The sequence below is a fragment of the Chloroflexota bacterium genome (assembly GCA_020161265.1).
Classification (GTDB): Bacteria; Chloroflexota; Chloroflexia; order Chloroflexales; family Herpetosiphonaceae; genus Herpetosiphon.
Window position 1 is genome coordinate 66,214 of the sequence record JAIUOC010000011.1, and the last position, 25,082, is coordinate 91,295.

Below are 25,082 nucleotides of genomic sequence, written 5' to 3' on the forward strand. Positions count from 1 at the left end.
GCGTGGCTAGCACCGATTTACTTCACAACTTGGGGAATAAACAATTGATAGGGCAGTGGTTCAGGCTCAGCAGCAAGCTGAAAGCTGGCCACTCCTAAACTTGGGTTTGCGCCAATATGGCTAAAATTACCGCTCAAATAGAGATAGTTTTCAGTAATTGCCATGTGTTCAACTGTGCCGTTTGGGGTTTGGCTTGGGGCTTGCCAGCTATTGCCATTCCAGCGCACAATGCTGCCCAGCTGTTGCTCACCGACTTTGCTAAATGCTCCGCCAACATATAAATAGCGATCATTGATGTTGGCAAGTTGCAACGGCGCACCATCAAACTCAAATACCATGCTATTGCCAGTGTTTTCGAGCCGATGCAACTGATTGCCGTTGGTAAAATACAGCTGATTGCGCCAGGTTACAAATTGCGGCATCGAGCCATTGCTTTGCACAAACAACCCAGTAAAATCGACCCAAGCAGTACCATTCCAAGTGTCAATATCGATATCCCACCAATCATGGTTTTGGGTGATCATCAGCGAATAGATGCGATTATTGGCATAATAGATCTGGCGAAAATTGGTGTTTAGTCCTAATTCACGCCATTCAGTACCATTCAGTGCCACCGCCCCACTGATTGATTGGCTGTTAATCATCGTTATGCCATTAGCCAAAAGCTGGGTTCCCGAAAGTGTCCAGGTGGTTGTCTGGCCAATTAATTGCAAGGGAGCAGTCAACGCCCCAGTCGAATCAAATTGCCATAGCGAACTGCTCAATGAACCTGAGGTTTGATACGGATAGGGGTACGCCAAATAGGCGCGATCATCACTGGTGGCGAATAGGCTAGCCATCCCCTGCAATGCGTGGCTCGTTTGCCAGGTTTGACCATCCCACTGCTTGAGCACATTCGGCCAATTGGGTTTGATAATTGGCTGACCTTGAACGCCGGTTATTTCATCGAGCCGTGGATAAACACTGGTGCTGGCAAGTGGCGTAAGGGTTGTGCCATTCCAATGCACCAATTGCACGGCGCTGCCATCCACTTCAAAATTACCAGCAAGATACAACCCATTGGCATTGCCAACAACTGTAGTAATAGAGTTGATCGTCATTGGCAGATTGACCAATTGCCATTGATTGCCAACTAAACGCCAGAGATCGCTGATAGTGTAGGCATATAAATCGTTGCTTTGCGCCACACCAAGCACAAATTCATCGATCCAGCTGCCAAACGCCTGCCACTGATTAGTATTCCAACGATAAATCATGGTTTGCCGCGGATCATAGTTATTGGCCCAGGTATAGAGCGTCGTCCCAATTCGCCCAATTTGATCACGGGCGGCATTTGGGCCTGGCAAGCTGGAGTTTTGCCAGGTTGTGCCATTCCATAAGCCTAAACCTTGAATTGAGGTTTGATTGACGCGGCTTACACTCCCAGATGCAAAAAGCGTATTGGGAATCGCATCGAGATCGCTGATTACGCCATTAAAATCGCCAAACTCGCCAAAGCCAGTCGGTCGCCAAAAAGCTGTGCCATGGGCGGCTAGGCCATTAAACGTATCAAAATTGCCACCGAGATACAGCGTATCGCTCAGGACTTCAATATCATAGACTTGCGAAATAATGTTGTTGCGATATGAATCGTTGATGCCACTGATGCCACTGCCAAATGCTTGAAATTGGCTGCCATCCCAACGGGCAAGGCCATTCATGGGCTGGCCCGCCAATCGGCGAAAGCGCCCAGCCACCACCAATTGGTTTTGATAGCTATCCATGGCATTGATCGTATCGACATCGTTTGGTTGCAAGCCATAGCCTTGCCAAGTTGTGCCATTCCATGCGGCTAGGCCATTAAACAATTGCCCATTCAGGTAATTGAATTTACCAGCGACATATAAACGATTATTGGCATCAAGATGCAACTTGGTGATCGTGCCAGCGGTCGCTAAACTATTGCCAAATTCATTATTCCATGTGCCACTAATCACGCTGCTGCTGCTGAGTGGCGTAATTTGATTGAGTTCAATTGGCGCTAGTTGGGCGGTGCTAGCCCCAAGCTGTTTAGCAGTGACTTTTGCAGGTAGCGTTTGGCTGGCAAAACTACTGATTATTGCGCCAAGGAGCAGCACAATTAAGCCCCAACGTCCTTTAAAAAACCGTCTCTTCTGCATGGTTAGTTCCTCGTACACAATCAATAAACTAGGCTCGATCCTACCATTGCTGCGCTGGTTGAAAGATCGTCGGTAGGGCTGATTTTATACTCAAAGCAACGCGCTCGATTTAAACCAAACGCGTTGCAATCGGTGCGATCAATTGAGATTACTTCATTGCTTGGGGGATAAATTGGCGAAAGCTAGGATTCGCCGCAACCCCGTTAATCACAAAACTGGCAACACCCAGTGATGTAGTTGCGCCAACATGGGTAAAACTTCCAGCAATCTGAATTAAATCTGAGGTGACTGCCAATTGGCTGATCGCTCCATTTGGTACATCGGCAAGGCCTTGCCAACTGGTTCCATTCCAACGTGCCAATGGGCCAACGGCTTGATTATTGACTTGGTTAAAGCGCCCAGCAACATAGAGATAATCAGCAGTGCTGCGCAACACGAGCGGCATATCATCGAAACTCGCAACTGACACTAAATCTGTGCTATTAAAATCAAAACGCCGCAGATCATTGCGATAGAGAAAATAGAGTTCGCCATTCCAAACTGCAATTTGCATGGTTAATCGCTGATCAAATTGTTGCCATGCGGTCAGATATTGCCAAGCTGTGCCATCCCACACTGACATTTCAATAATCCACGAAGCCCGCTCGGCCTCGGTACGGATTGAATAGATCTGTTGATCGGTAACATAGACATTGCCATGGGCATAGCTAGGAATGAATGATCGCCATTGATTGCCGTTGATCGCAATTGTTCCAGCAATTGGTTGATTGTTGATTGTGCCTGAATGCATACTTGCTAAGACATCTGTCCCCGAAATTGTCCAAGTAACGTTATAGGCATTTAAGGGAACTGGCGCACTCAGGCTGCCATCTAGCTGCACTTGCCAAATTGCACTTGCTAAATTTGAGGTGGTCGTAAATGGGCTACTGCCAACTAAATAGGTATTGTCGGCGGTGGTCAACAGTTGAGTTCCATAAGGCAACCGACGCAATTGCTGCCAAATCGAGTTGTTCCAAACCTGAAGCATCGATTGGGCTCTAGCGATAATCAACGGCTGCCCATTAAGATTGGCAATATCTTGGGCATAGCCTTGTTGGATCGTCGTTGCCAAGTTGGTGATTGTGTTGCCATCCCAAAAAATCAAATGACTTGCTTGGCCATTGACCGTAAAACTGCCTGCGAGGTAAATTCCAGCGCTGCTAGCTTCGATCGCCGTAATAGTTTGAATTGCCATGGGCAGATCAAGGCTGCGCCAACCAGCTGCCGTGCGTTGCCAGAGCTTGTCGTTGGTAGCGCTATACAATTGCCCATTCAATTGAATAAGATCACGGGCTGAGCCAGTAATCACGGAGCTATCGACAACCCAATCGTTGGCATCCCAATGATAAAACTGGGTAAGATAGGGTTGTTGATTGATATATTTGCGTAGATAGAAGGTATTATCAAATGTGTGAAGCTCTTGGTAAAAACGGACACCTTCTGGGATTGGGGGATTGCTCCAAACACCATTTTGGCGTAGCGCAAAATAATCAACCCCAATATCATTAATTGAGAGTAATTCGCCCGATAGCAGAATTGCATTATCAATTGCCGCAAATTGATAGAGTGAACTATCAATATCTGCAACTTCATAATAACCGCTTGGCCGCCAAGCAAGCAGTGAATTGACTGCTAAATTATTGAATTGAGAAAAATTACCACTGATATACAACGTATCAGTCACAACATCAAGATCATAGATTTTAGGTCGATTCGAATAATCAAAAAAATCGCTGGTGCCACGAAAACCCGTTCCAAACGCTTCGAATGCTTGGCCATTCCAACGGGCGATCCCGTTCATGGTTTGGCCCGCCAATTTGTCAAAACTGCCACCAACAATCAATTGATCGTTGTAGGTAGTCATGGCGAGAATTGAGCCTGGATCGTTAGGGTGCAAGCCATAGCCTTGCCATGTGTTGCCATCCCACGCGGCCAGCCCATTGAATTCGTGCCCATTCAGATAATTGAATGAGCCGGTGACATACAGCCTATCGTTGGCATCGACATACAGTTTGCTGATAGTGCCTGGGCTTTGCAAGCTATTCTGAATAGTGGGATTCCATGTGCCTGTGATGACGCTGCTGGTGGTTAAGGGCGAGGATTGGATGGTTGTTGGTTCAAAAGCCCTGTCTGTCGCTGAGCTGAGCGGCTGATTTGGTTGAGATTGGGGCTGTTGGGCTTTGACTGTGCCCAGATTGAGCAGGATACCAATTAAGATTAAATAAAATCCGATTCTGTTTCCGACGATCCGTTTCCGCGCCATTGCTGAACTCCAATAGGCATCTTCATGCCACTAGCTATTCCTAGCCAGGTGTAGTTGGACTATAACATATCGACTACGACTACTACCTTGCCTCGTAATTAGTATAGAAAGTCTGTCAATGATTTTATTAAAACCGCTAAATTTTATTACGTCAATTATTAATAAAATAGCCAGCTCTATTTAATTCATTATGTTAGGTTAATTAAATAAAAACAGCCTGTGAATGTAACAGGCTGTTCAATAATGATCTGACGAAACTGATTAATCGAGTCGAACTTTGGCACCGAAGTTTTTGGCTTCTTTGCTGACAAAGTACGTGCCACACGCTGCATCTATCAAATCGGGATTGAAGGTGACTTGTTCCATATTATATTTGGCGATGCTGATCATCTGATCGAGAATATCGCGCGGTTGGCACATACGGAAAGGCCGATCATCCGGCTTGTACCATTTTTCCACCAAATAATCTAAGCCCTTGGGATCGAGGTTAATTTTGCGACCTTTGCACACCAACGACCAAATTTGTCGCCATTGCGATTCATCGGGGTCGCGCACCTCAATTTTGAATTTGATCCGACGCAAGAAAGCTTCGTCAGCCACTTGACTAGGGTCAAGGTTGGTCGAAAAAATTAGCAATTGATCGAATGGCACTTCGATTTTTTGGCCAGTGATCGTGGTCAAATAATCGTAGCGCTTTTCGAGCGGCACAATCCAGCGGTTGAGCAAGTCCATTGGGCGACATTGTTGGCGACCAAAGTCGTCGATCAAGAAAATCCCGCCGTTGGCTTTCATCTGGAAGGGTGCTTCGTAAAAACGCCCAGTTTCGTTGAAAGTCAAATCGAGCGCTTCGAGGGTCAGTTCGCCCCCGACCACCACCACAGGCCGTTTGATTTTGGCCCAACGTAAATCATAGCTTGAAGTGCCGATATTGGCCTCTTTATCGACCAACGTATGCACAATGCTATCGTAAACTTTGATAATTTGACCATCAGCATCAATCGCATAGGGCACGAAAATATCATCGCCCATCAGGCGGGTAATCCGTTCGGCGATACTGGTTTTGCCATTGCCAGGATAGCCAAACAAGAAGATCGACGCGCCCGAATTGACCGCTGGCCCAACTTCATTCAACACTTGATCGGTGATAATCAAATCGCTAAAGGCTTTGCGAATATTGCGCCGCGTGATCACCATGTTTTTGATCGTTTGCGCCTTGACTGATTCTAAAAACTGCTCGAATGGAACTGGAGCAGGCCCGCTGTAATTGCTTTTCTTCATGGCATCTTCGGCAGCTTGCGAGCCACGCGGAGTCAAAATATATTCGTAATTGGTATCGCCAAAGCCACGTTGCCCAGCAATGTCGATATATTCCGAGTTGCGCATTTGGGTGATGACTGGATCGACCACACTATAGAACAAGCGCACTTCTTGGGCTAGCTCCATACCAGTGACCCGCGAACGGTTATAAATCACCCGCAGCAATTGGTCCTGAATTTGGGTTCGATTCAGGCCAGTTTCTTCAATTGTAGTTGGTACTTTGGGGTGATAGCTATTCCCCGATGGGGCTGAGCCGTCATCGTTCGGCACATCCCCCCCAAGTACCCGCGCACCACTCAACTTGCCGCTGGCTTGGGCCTCGGCCACCAGCGCATCAAGCTGTTGTTTGTGCATATTTAAGTGGCGCGTTGCCTCATAGTCGTTCTGCTCACGCGCTTCCTTCAAGCAATCATACAGGGCACGAGCAACGGCATACTTAATTCCATCGACATACATATGATGCAAATATTCGCCCGGTCGCACGTAGCAGTCGGGTGTATGATCATTGCGGGCTTTCATTTCGTCATACGAACGCGCATCGAGTAAAAATCGCATGCCTCACATCCCTTCGTTTACTGCGCTTGCAGCAAGCGTTGCTAAATTCTCAAAATCAATCTAATTGATTATAGGGGGCAAAAATCACCCCATGCAAGCACGACTTTGGGGGGAAATGGTTAAAGTACCTTAATCCCCTCTGCTTGGCCTACTATCGCCGATGACCATAACAGGTCAATACTGCTAATTGTGGGTGGGGGTTTTACGCCAACCAACGACTCGCCGCAATATGCTATCGTATAGTCATTATTGTACTACTACATCATATCGTAATTATTCACGATTCTTTAACCACAAGACCATGAGTTGCTAAAGAACTCGTGTAGGATGAGCAAGGAGCGCCAGTATGTTTAAATCAACGCCGCAGAGCGCACAAATTGTGATTATTGAAGATAGCGCGACCGTGCGCGATATGCTTGCACATATCATCCGCGACGATGGCTATCAGGTTGCAACCTACACAACTGCCGTGGATGGGTTAAAATACCTCCAGTCCAGCCAACCGCCGCGTCTGATTTTGCTTGATCGGGTCTTGCCGTATATGTCGTCGGAAGAATTTCTCGAGGCATTGCAAACCGAGCCACGGCTCAGCGCGATTCCAGTTGTGATCATTTCAACCTATTTATACGACGAACCAGCGCCGATCCCGTACACGGTTGGCTATCTCGAAAAGCCAATCGCGATCGACGATTTGATGCGTGTGGTGCGTCGCTATTGTGATTAGGCTGCGGCCAGTGTGCCGCTTATGGTTTGGAGTGTGGCGATGTATACACCTGAAACCGACCGCACGCCGCTTTCAATGCTGATCCATTCCCTCGGGCATGTGCTTGGCGATGTGATTGTGGCCCAAGATGGGGTGTCAGCGTTTGAGCTTGAAGAAGATGTGCGCCAACGCACCAAGCAACGCCGAAGCGATGGAACGCTGCAAGAGACTCAAACCCTGACCGAGTTAATTAGTCAATTACCAGTCGCTCAACTAATCGGGCTGATCAAGGCCTTTACCCATTATTTTGGCTTGGTCAATTTGGCCGAAAGCGTTGAACGCTTGCGAGTGCTAGCCGAGCGCGACCGCCAAAACGGCGATGCTCCACGTTCTGAATCGGTTGAATTGGCGTTGCAAGAGCTGCGTGATCGTGGCATTACCGCCCAGCAAGTTCAAGATTTGCTTGATCATGCCGAGATTCGGCCCGTTTTTACCGCCCACCCGACCGAGGCCAAACGCCGAACAACGCTCAAAAAGCATCATCGGATTGCTGGGGCGGCGCGGCAATTAACCGCCGATACAACCTTTCAACGTCAACGTGAACGCTTACTCGAATCAATTCGTGAAGAAGTGATCTCGCTTTGGCAAAGCGATGAAGTGCGAATTATCAAGCCAACCGTGATCGACGAAGTGAAAAATAATCTCTATTACTTCGAAGAATCGCTGTTCGATATGATTCCGCAACTCTACCGTGATACTGAGGCTTCGTTGCGCCAAATTTACCCTGAGCACGAATGGCGTGTACCAGCCTTCTTGCGCTTTGGCTCGTGGGTTGGCGGCGATCGCGATGGCAATCCATTTGTGATTCCCTCAGTCACGGTTGAAACGCTTAAATTGTTGATGGGCCGTTCGTTGCGCGAGCATATTCACTCAGTTGAGCGCTTGAGCCATCGTTTAAGCCAATCGTCGCGCCAAGTGCCAATTAGCGAAGAATTAGCCCAATCGCTAATCCACGACGCGCCGTTGTTTCCTGAATTGGCGCAAGTGCTGGAGCGGCGCAATCCGCATGAGCCATATCGCCAAAAATGCTCCTACATTCACGCCAAGTTACATGCCACATTGGCTTATGTTGAGCGCTACGAGCCAGATTGGGCACGCGGCGGTCATCGCCCAGCTGAAGGCACATGGTATGCCAATGCCAACCAATATCTCGCCGATTTAGCGACCATGGAATATAGCTTGCGCACCAATGGCGCAGCCTCAGTCGCCGATGGCTTTTTGCGCGATATCCAATGCTCAGCTAAAGTGTTTGGCTTACACACTGCGACCCTCGATATTCGCCAACACAGCAGCCGCCACACCAACGCCTTGAGCGAAATTTTTGAATATGCAGGCATCTGCGACGATTACGCCAGCCTGAGCCAAGCCGAACGTACCATTGTTTTGGAGCGTGAGCTAGCCAATAATCGTCCGTTGATCCCAACCCATCTCTACTACAGCCCCGAAACGGTTGAGATCATCGAAACCTTCCGTACAATTCGTGCGGTGCTTTCCGATTTGAATGCTGAGGCAATCGAAACCTATATTATTTCGATGACCGAAGGCCCAAGCGATATTTTGGCAGTGCTGTTGCTGGCGCGTGAGGCAGGCATTTATCAGCCAGGCGAGCATAGTTGGCTAAATATTGTGCCATTATTTGAAACTGGAGCCGACCTCATCGCCGCGCCAGAGATTATGCACACGCTGCTTTCGAGCGAAGCCTATCGCCAACATTTGGTGCTGCGCAACGATGTGCAAGAAATTATGTTGGGCTATAGCGATTCCAACAAAGATGGCGGTTTTGCCGACGCTCACTGGGCGCTCTATCTTGCCCAAGTGGCCTTAGCCGAAACCTGCTTCCGTCATCGGGTAGCAATGCGCTTGTTCCACGGTCGTGGTGGAGCGGTTGGCCGTGGTGGCGGGCCTGCCAATCGCGCGATTTTAGGTCAACCACCAGGCACAGTCGGCGGGCGGATCAAAATCACTGAACAAGGCGAAGTGATTAGCGATCGTTATGCCGAGCCAGAGACGGCCTATCGCCATCAAGAGCAAATTATCAACGCCGTATTGCGCTCGTCGTTAGGCGTGAGCATCGCGCATATCAGCCAAGAATGGCACGACGCGATGAGCAGCCTAGCCCAAGTATCGCGCAAAGTCTATCGGGGCTTGGTCTACGATCATCCACATTTCTTGGAATACTTCCGCAATGCTACGCCGATTACCGAAATTAGCCGCTTGAATATTGGCTCACGCCCAGCCAGCCGCAAAGCCAGCGACCGCATCGAAGATTTGCGGGCGATACCCTGGGTCTTTAGTTGGATGCAAAGTCGGCATACCTTGCCTGGTTGGTATGGCTTGGGCAGTGCCTTGGAGCATTTAATTCAAGCTGATACCAATGGCCTAACCACCTTGCAGGGAATGTACAACGATTGGCCATTCTTTCGCACCATGCTGGATAATGCCCAAATGATTTTATCTAAGGCTGATATGGATATCGCGGCGCAATATGCCCTACTTGTGCCCGACCAAGCCTTAGCCAACGAAATCTTTGGCTTGATTAAGGCCGAATATCAACGCACGGTTAAATGGATCTGCGAGGTGGCTCAAATTAATGAGCTGTTGGATACCAGCCCAATTTTGCAGCACTCGATTAAGCAGCGTAATCCTTATGTTGACCCATTGAGTTTTGTGCAAATCGAATTGCTCCGGCGTTTGCGCACCGATCCCGATGGGCTTGAGCACAACGATCTTGAGGATGCAATTCTGCTCAGCATCAATGGGATTGCCGCAGGCTTGAAAAATACTGGTTAGCAGTCGGGGTCTAGGGATCAGGGATCAGGGATCAGGGATCAGGATGGTAAGCACATAGATCATAGCTGGAATGGTTTATACCGTTGGCCGTGGTTTAACGTTATAAACCATTCCAATTAGCAGTCCGGTTACGAAAAGCCAAAAGCCTAGAGCCAATCCCCCTTCGTGTTCTTCATCCTTCATCCTTCATCCTTCATCCTTCATCCCTCATCCTTCATCCCTCGTCGCCCCAAGCTTGTATGGTAAGATAAGGCAAGATTTGATTTTACTTCACGGAGGACAACGATGTCGGACCATAAGGTGTACTATAACTACATTGGCGGCGAGTGGGTGCCAGCGCGTTCGGGCAAGACCTACGAGAACCGCAACCCCGCCGATACCCGCGATGTGATTGGCATCTTCCCCGACTCTGGTGCTGAGGATATTGCCGATGCGGTTGCCGCAGCCAAAGAGGCCTACAATGCATGGCGACTTGTGCCAGCTCCCAAGCGTGGCGAGTTGCTGTATCGGGCTTCGCAAATTCTTCAAGAACGCAAAGAGCAATATGCCAACGATATGACCCGTGAAATGGGCAAGGTTTTGGCCGAAACCCGTGGCGATGTGCAAGAAGCGATCGACATGGGCTATTTTATGGCTGGCGAAGGTCGGCGTTTGTATGGCGTAACCACGCCCTCGGAATTGCCCAATAAATTCCAGATGAGCGTGCGCCAACCGTTGGGCGTGTGTGGCTTGATTACACCATGGAACTTCCCAATGGCCATCCCATCGTGGAAGATCTTTCCAGCCTTGATTTGCGGTAACACGGTGGTGATCAAGCCTGCCGAAGATACGCCACTTTCAACCTACAACTTTGTGCAAGCCTTGGTTGATGCTGGCCTACCTAAAGGTGTGGTCAATATTGTTTCGGGCCATGGCCCAACTGCTGGCGAGCCATTGGTGCAACATCCCGATGTGAAAGTGATTTCGTTCACTGGCTCGACCGAAGTTGGTCGCCATGTTTCAACCCTTTGTGCCCAACAAGGCAAGCATGTGTCGCTCGAAATGGGCGGCAAAAACCCCATGATCATCATGGACGATGCTGATCTTGATTTAGTGTTGGCGGGCGCAGTTTGGGGCGCATTTGGCACAACCGGCCAACGCTGTACCGCGACCTCACGGATTATTGCTCATCGCTCAATTGTTGATGAACTGACCAGCCGCATCCAAGCTGAAGCCAAAACCATTCAAGTGGGCAATGGCTTGCTCGACGGTATGCAAATGGGGCCATCAATTAACGAAGGCCAATTGAGCGTGGTTGAAAAATATGTCAAGATTGGCCGTGAAGAAGGCGCTGAATTGGTGCTGGGCGGCGAACGCTTGACCGATGGCGATTTGGGCCATGGCTTCTTCCACCAGCCAACCATTTTTGGCAATGTCAAACGCAATATGCGCATCGCTCAAGAGGAAATTTTCGGGCCTGTGGTTTCGATCATTCCGGTTGATAGCCTTGAAGAAGCGATTGATGTTGCCAACGACGTGCCATATGGTTTGTCATCGTCGATTTATACTCGCAATGTCAATAATGCCTTCATTGCCATGCGTGATCTCTACACTGGGATTGTCTATGTCAATGCGCCAACCATTGGGGCCGAAATTCACCTGCCCTTTGGTGGCACCAAAGGCACTGGCAACGGCAAACGCGAAGGTGGCACCCAGGTACTCGATACCTACAGCGAATGGAAATCGTTGTATGTCGATTACAGTGGTGGCTTGCAACGCGCCCAAATCGATAACGCCGAATAATCAGTATTTCAGCCGAGAGCCAGTCGTTGGGCTGGCTCTCGATTGGATGCAAAAGCGCGTTAAGACTTTGTTTCTTGTCACTCCCCCCTCGTTCGAGTACAATACCAAAAAATTCTGGCACATTTCGTTGTCTCAATGAGCAGCGCTGCTCCAACCCCTTTGCAACGACACGAGAACACACACTTATGATCGCAACATCTTCACGACAGGTAGCCGTGCCACGCACACAACGTCGCCGCTTCACGGTTGAACATCTGGCCTATATTGGCCTTGGCTTGCTCTCGGTGCTGATGCACTTGTGGGCGCTTGGCGGTCGATCATTGCACCACGATGAAACGATTCATGCCTATTATTCGTGGTTGCTCTATCGCGGCGATGGCTATTTGCATGATCCGTTGACCCACGGGCCGTTTTTATATTATTGGACAGCTTTGCAATACTTTTTGTTTGGCGACAATGATTTTACGGCGCGTTTGGCCGCTGCGACCTTTGGAATAGCCTTAACCCTCACTCCTTGGCTGTTGCGCAAAAATATTGGGCGTGGCACGGCCTTGTTGATGGTGGGCTATCTGTTAATTTCGCCAGTAACCTTGTATGTCGGGCGTTTTATTCGCCACGATATTTTTGCGGTTACCCAAGAAATTATCTGTCTGATTGCGATCATTCGCTATATTTCCACCCGCCATGTGCGCTGGATTTATATTTTCTTCGCTTCGTTTGCTTTAATGTTTGTAACAATTGAGACCTCGTATCTCTTTACCTTGACCCTTGGCAGTTTTATTGTGTTGGTCACCTTGTGGCAAGTCAATCGCAAGCTGTTGATTCTGTTTGGAGTCTATGGCTTATTGGCGGTAGCTTGTCTCAAGGGCATCCCTGATCATCGTGGCCTGTTGGTTACAGCTAATGGTAATCCAGCCCCAGTGCTCGATGTTAACGGCCAAGAGCAATGGCTGCCGCTGCCGTTGGTTACTGAAAGCCAAGCCTTGGTCGTGCGCAATCAAGGCGACGATCTGTTTTTCGATGACACCGCCAATGGTGGTTTCCGCCAAGGCTACTTCTCGAAGCTCAGCGAAACCTTGTTTGGGATTGATGATGCCGAGGTACAATCGAACCCAAGCCGCTTGTATCACCAAGTCAAAAATCAAACGCTTTATGGCAATAACGGCGTGTTTATGCACATGCCAATTACCGCCCTAACGCTGCTCACGCTGGTCTTTTTGATCGCGGTGATTGTGATTATTTGGTTTTACAAGGGCAAAGATCAAACCCAAACCATGTGGAAACGAGCGGTCAGCCAAGCCCCTGAGCGTAGTTTATTGCCAGCTTTGGATTCACTGTGGAGCATTCACGGGGCGCTGGCAGTAATTTTGGGCTTGGTGATTTACGCCGCCTTCTTCACCTCGTTTGGGGTGCATCCAGTTGGCGTGGTTTCGGGGATTGCTGGTTCGCTGCTGTATTGGGTGGCGCAACACGATGTTGAGCGCGGCGGTCAGCCCAGCCATTACTATTTTGTCCAATTGCTAGTGTACGAGCCATTGCTGCTCTTTGCTGGCTTTGCGGCAACCTTGGCAGGTATCGGCCACTTAGCGTTGCAAATCAAACGGGGCGCTGCTTTGACGGCTCAGCGCATGGCTCCTGGCTTGTTGGCGTGGTGGGCGGCTGGCTCATTTGCCTTGTATAGCTGGGCTGGCGAGAAAATGCCATGGATCACCCTGCACGTGGCCGTACCATTGATTTTTATTGCCGCTTGGGGCATTGGGCAGATTTTTGCTTGGGGCTTTCAGCCAATTCAAAAAGCTTGGCTGAGCAGCAAAATGCCAACCCGCCGCGATGAATGGCTTGGGCTATTTGGCTATTTGGCGGTGGTGGGTTTGGTTGCTAGCTATGCACTCATGCAATTGGTGCGGATGATTCGCATCCAACCCAATATTGCGCCAACTGGTAGCCCCGCCACACCGATGTTCCTCGTAAGCATGATTTTGATTGTGCTAGCAATTACGGGCTTTTATAGCTTGTTCCATGGCTGGCGGCGAGCGCTGACAGGCTTAACCTTGGCCTTAACCATTATGTGGAGTGCCTATTCATTCCGCTCGGCTTGGCGCTTGAACTATCAAAATGGCGATATTCCAGTAGAAATGCTGGTGTATGTGCAAAGTTCGCCCGATGTTGGCCGCGTGATGGATGATTTACGCGAAGTTTCGTTCGCAGAGACAGGCCGCATGGAATTGCCGATTATGTACGATAACGAGCAAATCTGGAAGTGGTATGTGCGCGAATATACCAAAGCAGTCGGCTTCTCTGGCTCGATGAATAGCCCAGCCAGCGCTGAAACAGCGGCAATTTTGATGATCGACAGCAATTGGTCTACCAACGAAGCCAATGTCCAAGGCTTCCTTGAAGGGCGTTTCCCATTGCGTTGGTGGTTCCCCGAAGGCCAGTTTTATCGCTTTGCCGAAGTACCAGAACTTGATGCCAATGGTCAAACCATGCGCGATAGCAATGGCGAGCAAGTGATGAAAGCTGCGCCATATGATCAAGATTCGACAATTGGGCGGGTGATACGCAACCCATTTGATGCTAAAACCCAAAATGAGCTTTGGCGTTATTTGCTGTTCCGTCAGCCACCAGGCCAACTCTCATCGGTTGACTTTAAAGTCTATGTTCGCCCGCGCTATGCCCACGTGTTGGGCGTGCAAGCTCAAAACGTGAATGGCCAATCGCAGGTGCGTTAGGCCGGTCTGTGTTTCCACTTTGTAACGAGATGATTTGTTGCTTATGACCACACCTGACTTAACCAAAAAGCGTCTGCGTCGCGCTCAGCCAATTCAAGTGCGCCGTCGGCAGAGTTCATCATGGTTAGATCGTTCGATTGCGTTTAGCTGGCTGAATAGCGAGCTGATCGGCTATGTTGTGTTGATTGCGCTGAGTGTGTTTATGCACTTGTGGCAATTGGGCAATATGGCCATGCACCACGATGAATCGATCCATGCCAAATATAGCTGGCAGTTTTATATGGGCAAAGGTGGTTTCCAATGTGGCCTGAATAGTGCCCAGTCGGATACCTACTGTTATAACCCAGTTTTTCACGGCCCAACCCTGTATCTCAGCACCTATCTGAGCTACTTTTTATTTGGGGCGAGTGATGCCACCGCCCGTTTGCCAATGGCAGTCGCAGGGATTGCCTTAGTCGCTTCGTGTTGGATGTTGCGGCCATTAATTGGTAAACGCGCTGCGTTGTTGAGCGCTGGCTTGATGGTGCTCTCACCAACCTTGCTCTACTTCACGCGCTTTGCCCGCCACGATGCCTTGGCAATTCTGTTCACCTTCTGGTTGATGGTTGGCTTGTTTCGCTTTTGGCAATCGGGCCGCAGTCGCTGGCTGAATTTGGCCATGGCCAGTTTGGCGCTGCTCTGGGCAACTCATGAACTGGTCTTTATCATTGGCTTTATCATTATCAGCTTTTTGGCGCAACGTTGGCTCTGGGAAGTTTTAGGCTCGAAAATATTCGTGATTGGCTCAGGCATTTTGATGGCCGTCACTGGTATTTTGATGATCTTCCAGCCGCATGTTTCGCTGCCAACTGCCACCAACCAAGAAGCCAATGTATTAAATTTTGGTGGAATCGGCTTGATTGGCTTTTCAACCTTGCTCTTTGGCCAATTGGTCAGCTTGCGTTGGAGCGAAGCGCCGCTATTTCGTCAAGGCTTGCGCTATGTCAATAAATGGGTGTTTTGGCAAGCCTTTGCCGCTTTTGCCGTAACCTTTATTGTACTGTTTAGCACCTTCTTCACTTATCCACGCGGGATAGGCGATGGCCTGTTTGCTGGAATTAGCTATTGGTTTGGTACGCAGCAAACCTATGCGCGTGGCGACCAACCATGGTTCTACTATTTCATGCAATTGGGCATCTACGAATTATTGCCAGTCAGCTTAACCTTGGTTGGCTTAGGCGGCTGGCTGGCCAAAATTGGTTGGCGCAAGGCGGTTATCAATTCCAGTTTATGGGATGAAGAAACTCCCAAACCTGCTGAGGCTGACGCTGCTCCTACGCAACCCGAGGCCGAAGCTGAGCCAGCAGTTGTGACAATTGAACCAATTGTTGATGGCATTCCAGTTGGCGAAAATCCAGTTGTAATTGCTGGTCAAACCTCATATATGGCCCAAGCTGAAGCCGAAGCCAATACAACCAAACCTGGATTCGAAGAAACAGTACCAGCAATATGGTTAGGATTTTTATTCTATTGGTTCTTGATGGCCTTGACCGTGTTTTCGTGGGCTGGCGAGAAAATGCCTTGGCTAACGATTCACATGACCTTACCAGCAGTTTTGGCCGGAGCATGGGCGCTCGATAAAATCATTGAGCGCACCAATTGGGCCGAAACCAAGCGCACAATTGCATGGTTGGCAATTCCTTTGGGTAGCATTGCTTTTGCCCTGATTATTGCAATTATGGGTTCGATTGGGGCTTCAACCGGAGCCAGCCAACAGGTGATGACCACTCGCGTCAGTGGCTTCTTGCTGGTCGTGTTATTGCTGATCGTTGGGGTGTTGCTGTGGATGTTGACGCAACGAGCACGTTTGCGCATCATTGCAGCTTTTGCCACGTTGGGAATTTTGGCACTTTTGGGGATTTATAGCCTGCGCTCCAGTGTGGTTGCAGCCTATATTCAACCAGATGTGCCCGTGGAATTTTTGGTGTACACCCAAACCGCCCCTGATATGCCCGTGATTGTGCGTGAAGCTGAGCGCTTGGCAATTAGCCAAACCCGCAACAGTCGCTCAATCGAAGATCCAACGGGCGGCCATACCATGAAAATTCTAATTAGCTCAGGCGATGATGCAAGCCCAAGCCGCGAAGGTGGCTTGAATCAACCGCTCGATTGGTATTTCCGCGATTGGACGAATATTCAGTGGGTCAGCAAGAGCCAAATCGCCACGCTCGACCAAACGATGCTCGATGCACCAATGGCGATCTTCTCGAAATCGAATTTAGCTACTGATACGACCCAACGCATGGAACAAGCAGGCTATGTGCAGCTCTACGATACCTATCATAACTGGTGGTTCCCTGAGACGAGCAGCGATGGCCTATCAAGCTATAAAGAAAAACTGTATGATCCGGCCTATGGCTGCGATCCAGCACTCAAAGGCCAGCAAGATGTCAATGGGCGCTCAAAATTTAACTGTACCTTGGGCGGCGCATTTATTCTAACATGGCCATTCCGTCCATCGAATTGGGTCGCGTTGCGTGAGTACATGCTCTCGCGTGAGTTGCCCGATACGGTTTCGTTGAGTGGCCGTGAAATTGTCGTTTTCGTCAAGCGCGATTTGGCTAGCTTGCCGGTTGGCGAGGGCGGGGCAGTTAGCGGTACAGGCAGCACGCTCAAATTGGTTTCCGAAGGCCAATTGTTAGGCGATGAACCAGCCGAACCACGTGGCATTGCAACTGGTCCCGATGGCTCGGTCTATATTGCCGATGCCCCGAACAATCGCATTTTGGTTTATCAAACTGACAGCCAAACCCGCATTATCAGCGGCACGAACACTGGCGCATTGCTCGAACCATCGGGCGTTGCAGTCGATGAACAGGGCTTTGTCTATGTTGCTGATACCTGGAATGCCCGCATTGCTAAGTTCAACCCTCAAGGCAATTTCGTCACCAGTTGGGGCAGTGGTAGCGAAGAATTACAACCTGGCTCAGGCAAGCGCTTGACCCGCACTGGCGGCACAACTGAGGGCAATAGTGCTAATCCGCTGGGCTTCTTTGGCCCACGCAACTTAGTGGTCGGTAGTGATCGCGTCTATATTGCCGACACAGGCAATAAACGGGTGGTTGTCACCGATACTGATGGCAATTATCTGGGTCAAGTTGGCACCGCTGGCGCAGGCATCGGCCAATTCAACGAGCCAATTGGCTTGGGCATTGCCAACAACAATTTATATGTTGGCGATACTTGGAATGGTCGAATTCAGGTATTCCCACTTGATGCCAATGGCGTACCGCAAGGCGTACCAAGCGTGCAATGGCCAGTTGCGGGCTGGCAAACCGATACCTACCTCGACCCATTCATTGCGGTTGATAGTCAAGGTCGGGTGGCAGCGGCAATTCCTAGCAAAAACCAAGTTGCCTTGTATGGGGCAACTGGCCAATTGCTATTGGTTTGGGGTGGCCAAGGCAACGACGATGCCTCAACTGGTCAGCCTAGTGGCATGGCCTTCGCACCCGATGGCAGTGTGTATGTCAGCGAAAAAGCCAATCGCCGGATTCAGCGCTGGGTTCTGCCCAAAGTTCGCTAAATTGTCCTAGCTTACTACAAGCCCATGGTCAAAACCATGGGCTTGTGTCATTAATCAGGCTTGCTATGCTACAATGGCGTTAATTCCAGCCCCCATTATTAACTGCTCTTTTGCGTAGGTGAAGGTGTGTTATGACTCAGCCGCAAACCACATATGACCCCGATAGCGATAGCCTTTTGTTGCGTTTGGCCTATGGCGATGAATGGTTGCAGTTTGATTTAAACGACTATGTGCAGGTCGAGACCGATCCCCAATTGCAAACGTGCTATGCCCTAACCTTAAATGATTATTCACTGCTGATTGCTCAAACCAAATACGGCCAGCGTTTCTTTCCGCTTGATGGTTTGCAAACGCTCCACCAAGAGCAACAAGAACGGCTGCTGGCATTATTGCTCAGCCAAGGCTTACAACCATTTTTAAGCGTTGCCGCCTTTACGCCATCCTTGGTCGATACTGTCCCGATGATCACCATCCACGATTCGATCAGCTTTGATCAGGCCGAATGGCAATCGCGTTTTGGCCAATATCGTTAAATTTGATGGTTGGGCTATCGGCACAATTGTTGGTATTTCAACCAAGCCGATAGCTCATAGCCTTAGGGTGTAGAATCAAAACTCCCGATCGCCGATCCCCAACAACCGATCTCCTTCCCTATGTTCTATGTTCTATGTTCTTCTAGCTTCTTTCTGTAGTTAAATCTTTCACTTTTGCTTGGCAAGTATCGACCTGCATGATTAAAAGCATCGCGTATAATAGGCCATATATTGATTCGACCTTTCATGTGGAGGTTTTATGTCGGCTGAGTTTCGTGTGGAGAAAGATTCGCTCGGTGAGGTACAGGTGCCAGCGTGGGCATTGTATGGGGCACAAACTCAACGAGCAGTGCAGAATTTCCCCATCAGCGGGCTGAAACAGTACCCTGCATTCATTTGGTCAATGGCGACGATCAAAAAGGCCGCCGCTCTTGTCCACCAAGATTTAGCGTTGCTCGATGCCAAAATGGCCGCAGCGATTGTGCAAGCAGCCGATGAAGTGATCGATGGCAAATTAAACGATCACTTTGTGGTTGACCCATTCCAAGCTGGCGCTGGTACTTCGCACAATATGAATATCAACGAAGTGATCTCTAATCGGGCTAACCAAATTTTGGGCTACGAGATTGACGACCCCAAAAAGCCCGTCAACCCCAACGATCACGTTAATATGGCTCAAAGCACCAACGACACGATTCCAACCGCGTTGCGTTTGGGCGCGTTGTGGCGCTTAGATGAGTTGGTCAATACGGTAATTGGCTTGGCCGAAGTATTGGCTGCCAAAGGCCAAGAGTTCGATCATGTGCTCAAATCAGGGCGCACCCACTTGCAAGATGCTGTGCCAGTGCGCTTGGGCCAAGAATTCAATGCTTATGCCAAAGCTGTTCGGCTTGATGCCAAACGCATCCAAGCTGCTGGCGATCGTTTGCGTGAACTGGGCATTGGTGGCACAGCCACTGGCTCAGGCTTGAACGCTCACCCCGAATATCACGCTCGCATGGTCACCAAATTGATTGGTTTGACTGGGATCGATTTGCGCACGTCAGACGATTTGTTTGAACGCATGCAAAGCATGGGCGACCAAGCCGATTTCTCTGGCTCAATGCGGGCTTTGTGTGTCACCTTGATTCGGATTGCCAACGACCTGCGTTTGTTGGCTTCTGGCCCAGCAACTGGCTTGGACGAAATTCGTTTGCCAGCAGTTCAGCCAGGTTCGTCGATTATGCCTGGTAAAGTCAACCCAGTCTTGGCCGAAATGCTCAACCAAGCCTGTTTCCATGTGATGGGTAATGATCACGCAGTAACCTTGGCTGCCCAAGCTGGCCAGTTGGAACTTAACGTGATGATGCCAATCATCGGCTATAACATTTTCCAAATGATGGATGTCTTGATTGGCGCAGTCAAGGCCTTTACCGAAAAGTGTGTCTTGGGTATTCAAGCCAACGAAGAAAAAGCTACAGGTTGGTTGGCCAAGAACGCCATTTTGGTAACCGCGCTCAACCCAACGATTGGCTATCTCAAAGGCGCTGAAGTGGCCAAAGAAGCCATGGCGACCAACCGCACGATTCGCGAAGTGGTGGTCGAAAAAGGCTATTTGACTGCTGAAGAAGCCGATAGCTTGCTCGATGTTCGTGCTATGACCGAAGGCGGGATCTTCGGTGGCGGCGGCGCTGGCGGCTAAACATTAAGCTAAATCCAACTATTTCAACCCCTTGCTCAGCCTGAGCAGGGGGTTTTTGATTACTGGCCGCAATACCAAAACTGTGACTTTGTTTGACACAGCAGTTTGTTAGAGTAAGGCCAGCAAAACCAAGTGGCCCAATGCACAGGTTTGAGCGTTAGACAATGGTTTGAGTATATGCGAGGTGCAATTGTGGGTACGGCAAGCGCTGCGCCGCAAGGCGAACCAACCCAGCGCCGCAAGTTCCAGCTGACCAACTTAGATGGCAATAACAACAAATACTATCTAGTTGAGATCTGGCAGCTTGCAGCAAATGATGTTTATTTTCGCGCTACCTATGGTCGGGTTGGCTCTGCCGCCCAAATCGATGAGAAAGTGACGACTCAGGAATGGATCGAGCGCAAAATTCGCGAAAAGCTCAAAAAAGGCTATCACGAGGTGGCTTTACACCGCCCAACGGTCGTTGCCACCGCGCCAGCACCAGTTGTAACGCTGGCTGAGCCAATTCGCAAAGTGATTGATTATATTTTCGATGAGGCTGGCGAGGGCATTGCTTCGTATTTGGCAGTTGGCCTCGATGCAATTTCGGCTGAGCAAATTGAGCATGGCCGTAAATTATTGGCCTTGTCTCAGCTCCAACATAGCACATGGCAAAAAAGCCAAACGCCCGCTAATTTGGCCTTGCTCAGCAGCACGATTCAACATTTTTACAATACCGTGCCAACCAAATTGCCCAGCCGAATCAAGCGTGAAACCGTCGTCGAGAATTTTTGTAACGATTTCGACCAACAAGAAACGCGTTTGCATCAGCTTGAGGCCGCGATTGCGACGATGACTGCTCAGCAGCAAAATCCGCAGGTTTCACGCTACGAAACCTTGGGCGCTGATCTCGATCTCTTGCCACAGAACGATGATCGCTATCGCCAAATTTGCGATTATGTGGACCGAACCAGCGTGCATGGCTATAAAGTGCGGGTCAACAGCGTTTTCACAATCAATATTGCCGCCGAACGCCGTACCTTTGAGCAAAGCCAGTTTGGCCGCAGCAATACTCAATTGTTATTCCACGGCACGGCAGGCCAAAATGTGCGCCACATCTTGCGCAGCGGCCTCGTTTGCCCGCGCACTCCCTCGAATGGGCGCATGTTTGGCCACGGCATTTATTTCGCCAATAAGGCCACCAAATCAACCAATTATTGCTCGGTGCGGCGGCGTAATCGCCCGATGTTTCTCTTTTTGGCCGATGTGGCTTTGGGCAATCCATATGTTGCGCCAACTGCCCAGAGCGATTTTCGGGCTGCGCCCAAGGGCTTCGATTCGGTTTGGGGCAAAGCGCAACATACCGTCGCATGGGCCGGCAAACTGCAATACGATGAATTTATTGTCTATCAATCAGCCCAACAAACCTTACGCTATTTGGTGCTTTTCGACCGCTAAAAACAACACTATTAACTTTGGAGGCTTGTATGCAACTTGGTGATTGGGTTGAATTTCAAATTATTGTCAGCAAACAATCAAAAGGCCCAGGCAGTACGCCAACCACCCAAAATATGGGGCGAGTACGGCGCGGAATGGTCATTGGGGTGCGCAATGTTTATGATGTGGTTGGTGGCAATCCGCCACAATTAGCCAATCCCCAACCAGTGTTGATTGTGGCGGTTTCGTTGCATCGAGCTTACCGTGTTTTCCCCCACGATGCCACACTGACCAATCCACCAACGCCACGCCGTAGCCGCCAACGCCGGGTTGCCGCGCCAGCAGCCCAAACGGTGGCTCATGGCAGCGATGACGACGATTGGCACGCTGTCGATGATCAGGCATTAAGTTTATTAATCGCCGAACAAATTGGCAATTGGATTACCGCAGGCCAAATGTTCACTGCCTACGATATAACGATGGCCTTGCGCAGCGCCAACCCACGCTTGATCATCAAGCATGAACGGGTACGACCATTAGTCCATGAAGTGATGGCCTCGGCGGTGGTCAGCGGCTTGTACGAACGCGAAAGCGCCTCGTTCAATAGCAATCAAGCCACGCGCTACTTGCCAATTGAAGCCTAAATCAGAACATAGATCATAGAGCAAAGAACATAGAGTATCGAAACCGCGAAGAACACGAAGATCGCAAAAATTAACTAGGTGGTATGTTTGAGTTGCCGCTAAATGGAATAGGACGATACATCCAACCTTCGTGCGCTTCGTGTCCTTCGTGGTTAACGGTCTCTAATCTCTAATCCCTCGTTTAGCGCTCGGCAAAATGCTCGACTGGCTCACGGGGCACGCGGGGTAAGATTGCCGAAACAACTTCATAGGCATTCGTCCCCAACCACTCAGCCACTTCCTCGGCGCGAATTTGATCAGTACCCTGTTGACCGATCAGCACCACCTGATCGCCACGTTGCACAGCATCAAGTTCGGTCACATCGATCATGGCATAATCCATACAAACCCGCCCGACGACTGGCACGCGCTGACCATGAATCAGTACTTCGCGCCACGGCTGGGGTGCACGCCGAAATCCATCGGCATAGCCGACCGGAATTGTGGCAATGCGCGAGATGCGGCTAGTGACAAAGGTACAGCCATATGAAATTGGGCTGCCTGCTGGCAACTCGCGCACTTGAGCTACCTCAGTCTGGAATTCTAAAACTGGCTGAAGATTCAAATGCACATCGCTGCTTGGGTCGATGCCATATAAGGCTATTCCGGCTCGCACCATATCATAGCGAGCACTTGGATGAACCATGGCCGCAGCACTATTGGCGGTATGCACCACAGGCGGTCGTAATCCACGCTGAGTTAATTGATCAAGTAGCGTTTGAAAACGTTGCAGTTGCAAGCCAAAAAAGCTTGCATCAGCCTCATCGGCGTTGGCAAAATGGGTGAAAATGCCGACAACCTCAATGCCCGCTAAGCCTTGCAACCATTCGATAAAATCTACCGCTTGCTCAACCGCCAAGCCCAATCGGGCCATGCCGGTATCAATTTTGATGTGCACCTGGGCTTTTAGACCCAAGGCTAAGGCCTGTTCATGCAACGATTGAGCAACATGGCGATCAAATAATGCTACGCTGATCCGATTGAGCAGGACTTCGCGCATTTGCCAAGCTGGCGTATAGCCCAAAATCAAGATTGGCGCGGCAATATCAGCTTGGCGCAAATGGAGTGCTTCGCCCAAGGTTGCTACCGCCAACGAGCTTGCCCCATTTAATAAGACGGTGCGGGCTGAACGAACTGCACCATGGCCATAAGCATCGGCTTTAAGCACCGCCATGACAGGTACGCCGACGGCCTGGCGAATGCGCTGGACATTGCTCGCCAAGGCATCAAGATCAATCCGCACCGTCGTGGGTCGATCGGGCAGGCCAATGCGCACATTGCGCCAAACATGCTCTTGGCGCACCAAAACCTGACGTGGATCAGCTTCAGGAGCCAACAAGCCTGCGACGACATGTTCCATCCGTGCTTCAGCCGCCCCCTTGACCAACACCAAATCACCTGCACCAAGATCGGTTGGGACAGCCGCTAACACCGCCGCCGCACTATGCACGCTCATGGTGTTAATTTGATAACCGTAAGTTGCGCTTGCTTCACGGGCACTGGTAGCAGCAAGCGCAGCTTGGTCGCCTTTAGTAATCAGTAAATCAACATTTTGGGCAGCAATTTGACCCGCTTGTTGATGAAAGCGAGCACTGGCAGTACCCAATTCAGCCATATCACCGAGGATCGCAATCCGGCGGCGAGCAGGCAACGACCCAAGCGTTTGCAAGGCTGCATACACCGATTCGGGCGCAGCATTAAAGGTATCATCAATAATGGTTGCGCCATTGCGGCCAGCCAACGGATTGAAACGGCCATGGGCTGGGCGCAAATCAGCCAAGGCCTCCTGCATTTCGGCCAAACTCAGGCCAGCAACATGGCCAACAGCGATCGCAACGGCGGCGGCCTGAACACTTGGCACGCCACTTGCTAGGAGTTGAATACGTTCAGGGGCATGTTCAGGTATGTGGATAGTGAATCGGGTTGACTGAACAGTGCTGGTCACATTGCCCCAACGAATTTCACACGCTGCATTCTGCCCAACCCGCAGAAGGCGAGCGTGCGTTCGTTCAGCCATTGCAGCCACAAGAGGATCGTCGCCATTCAAGATTGCGTAACCGTGGGCGGGTAACTGTTGAATAATCGCGGCTTTTTCGTGGGCAATCGCGGCTTGTGAGCCAAATGCCCCAAAATGAGCCGAACCAACATTGGTGACAATCCCAATCTCGGGGGGGAAAAGCTGACACAGCTGGGCAATCTCGCCTGGGTGATCAGCCCCGAACTCTAAAACTGCCCATTGCTGAGCCGCAAGCTCGGCCATGGTCACCGATAAGCCTAAATCGGCATTGAACGAACGTGGGCTACGCAACACCGAGTAGCGGCTTGCCAACACATGGGCAATCGCTCGTTTGGTTGATGTTTTACCAACGCTGCCAGTAATTGCTACTGTGCGCGGCGCGTGTTTGGCAAACTGAGCCTTAGCCCAGCTGCGCAATAAGATTAAAGGATCGTTACAAATTATCATGGTGATTGATGCAGGAATGACGCTAGGTGCATATTGACAGACCACTCCGGTTGCCCCAGCGGCAATTGCATCGCGAATAAAACCATGGCCATCGGCCCGCGCTGTTTGTAGCGCAATAAACAAATTACCAGTTTGGGCTAGGCGTGAGTCATAGGCCCAACCTGACCATTGTATTTGGTCGCCAGCTTGGGCTATATGTGCTCCAGCAGCGATTAAATCAGCAACGTGAATCATTTAATTCCTACCAACTACCAAGCCTAATCGAGCATGTTAGGCCAGCGATCTACACCATGCTATCCCACATGGCTTCCCTACTTATGGGGATGCATTATAGCCAAAA

The 25,082-nt window shown here is 50.0% G+C and carries 13 protein-coding genes; 9 read left to right on the forward strand and 4 right to left on the reverse strand.

All coding sequences use genetic code 11. From position 1 onward, the window contains the following. Window positions 1–17 precede the first annotated feature (17 nt). The 3 genes from LCH85_22850 to LCH85_22860 all read right to left on the reverse strand — a co-directional run bounded on the left by LCH85_22850 (window position 18) and on the right by LCH85_22860 (window position 6,333). Window positions 18–2,159 (reverse strand): hypothetical protein, encoded by a 2,142-nt coding sequence (locus LCH85_22850; GenBank protein MCA0354844.1) that lies wholly within the window; start codon window positions 2,157–2,159, stop codon window positions 18–20. 148 nt (window positions 2,160–2,307) lie between these two features. Beyond that, window positions 2,308–4,461 carry a hypothetical protein gene (locus LCH85_22855; GenBank protein MCA0354845.1) on the reverse strand — a complete coding sequence of 718 codons (2,154 nt, stop codon included), beginning with the start codon at window positions 4,459–4,461 and terminating at the stop codon, window positions 2,308–2,310. 261 nt (window positions 4,462–4,722) lie between these two features. Further along, the gene (locus LCH85_22860) at window positions 4,723–6,333 is read right to left on the reverse strand and encodes an ATP-binding protein (GenBank protein MCA0354846.1); all 1,611 of its coding nucleotides are present in this window, start codon (window positions 6,331–6,333) and stop codon (window positions 4,723–4,725) included. A gap of 346 nt (window positions 6,334–6,679) precedes the next feature. On the opposite strand from LCH85_22860, the gene LCH85_22865 reads away from it, so the two are divergent. The 9 genes from LCH85_22865 to LCH85_22905 all read left to right on the forward strand — a co-directional run bounded on the left by LCH85_22865 (window position 6,680) and on the right by LCH85_22905 (window position 22,239). Beyond that, window positions 6,680–7,057: a response regulator gene (locus LCH85_22865; GenBank protein ID MCA0354847.1), complete on the forward strand. Its 378-nt coding sequence runs from the start codon at window positions 6,680–6,682 to the stop codon at window positions 7,055–7,057. Window positions 7,058–7,096: 39 nt separating this feature from the next. Beyond that, window positions 7,097–9,886, forward strand: coding sequence for a phosphoenolpyruvate carboxylase (gene ppc / locus LCH85_22870; protein ID MCA0354848.1), 2,790 nt, complete (start codon window positions 7,097–7,099; stop codon window positions 9,884–9,886). A 285-nt stretch (window positions 9,887–10,171) separates the two neighbouring features. After that, window positions 10,172–11,668, forward strand: coding sequence for an aldehyde dehydrogenase family protein (locus LCH85_22875; GenBank protein ID MCA0354849.1), 1,497 nt, complete (start codon window positions 10,172–10,174; stop codon window positions 11,666–11,668). Window positions 11,669–11,853: 185 nt separating this feature from the next. Then, complete coding sequence (locus LCH85_22880) at window positions 11,854–14,400, forward strand: TIGR03663 family protein (protein ID MCA0354850.1); 2,547 nt, start codon at window positions 11,854–11,856, stop codon at window positions 14,398–14,400. Window positions 14,401–14,443: 43 nt separating this feature from the next. Further along, entirely contained in the window at window positions 14,444–17,965 is a 3,522-nt protein-coding gene (locus LCH85_22885; GenBank protein ID MCA0354851.1) for a TIGR03663 family protein, read from the forward strand. A 131-nt stretch (window positions 17,966–18,096) separates the two neighbouring features. Beyond that, window positions 18,097–18,498, forward strand: coding sequence for a hypothetical protein (locus LCH85_22890; protein MCA0354852.1), 402 nt, complete (start codon window positions 18,097–18,099; stop codon window positions 18,496–18,498). Between the two features lie 259 nt (window positions 18,499–18,757). After that, window positions 18,758–20,179: an aspartate ammonia-lyase gene (locus LCH85_22895; GenBank protein ID MCA0354853.1), complete on the forward strand. Its 1,422-nt coding sequence runs from the start codon at window positions 18,758–18,760 to the stop codon at window positions 20,177–20,179. Window positions 20,180–20,356: 177 nt separating this feature from the next. Continuing rightward, complete coding sequence (locus LCH85_22900) at window positions 20,357–21,616, forward strand: WGR domain-containing protein (GenBank protein ID MCA0354854.1); 1,260 nt, start codon at window positions 20,357–20,359, stop codon at window positions 21,614–21,616. Window positions 21,617–21,645: 29 nt separating this feature from the next. Beyond that, the gene (locus LCH85_22905) at window positions 21,646–22,239 is read left to right on the forward strand and encodes a hypothetical protein (protein MCA0354855.1); all 594 of its coding nucleotides are present in this window, start codon (window positions 21,646–21,648) and stop codon (window positions 22,237–22,239) included. 181 nt (window positions 22,240–22,420) lie between these two features. On the opposite strand, the gene alr is transcribed toward LCH85_22905, so the two are convergent. Then, entirely contained in the window at window positions 22,421–24,976 is a 2,556-nt protein-coding gene (gene alr / locus LCH85_22910; protein ID MCA0354856.1) for an alanine racemase, read from the reverse strand. Window positions 24,977–25,082: the final 106 nt, after the last annotated feature.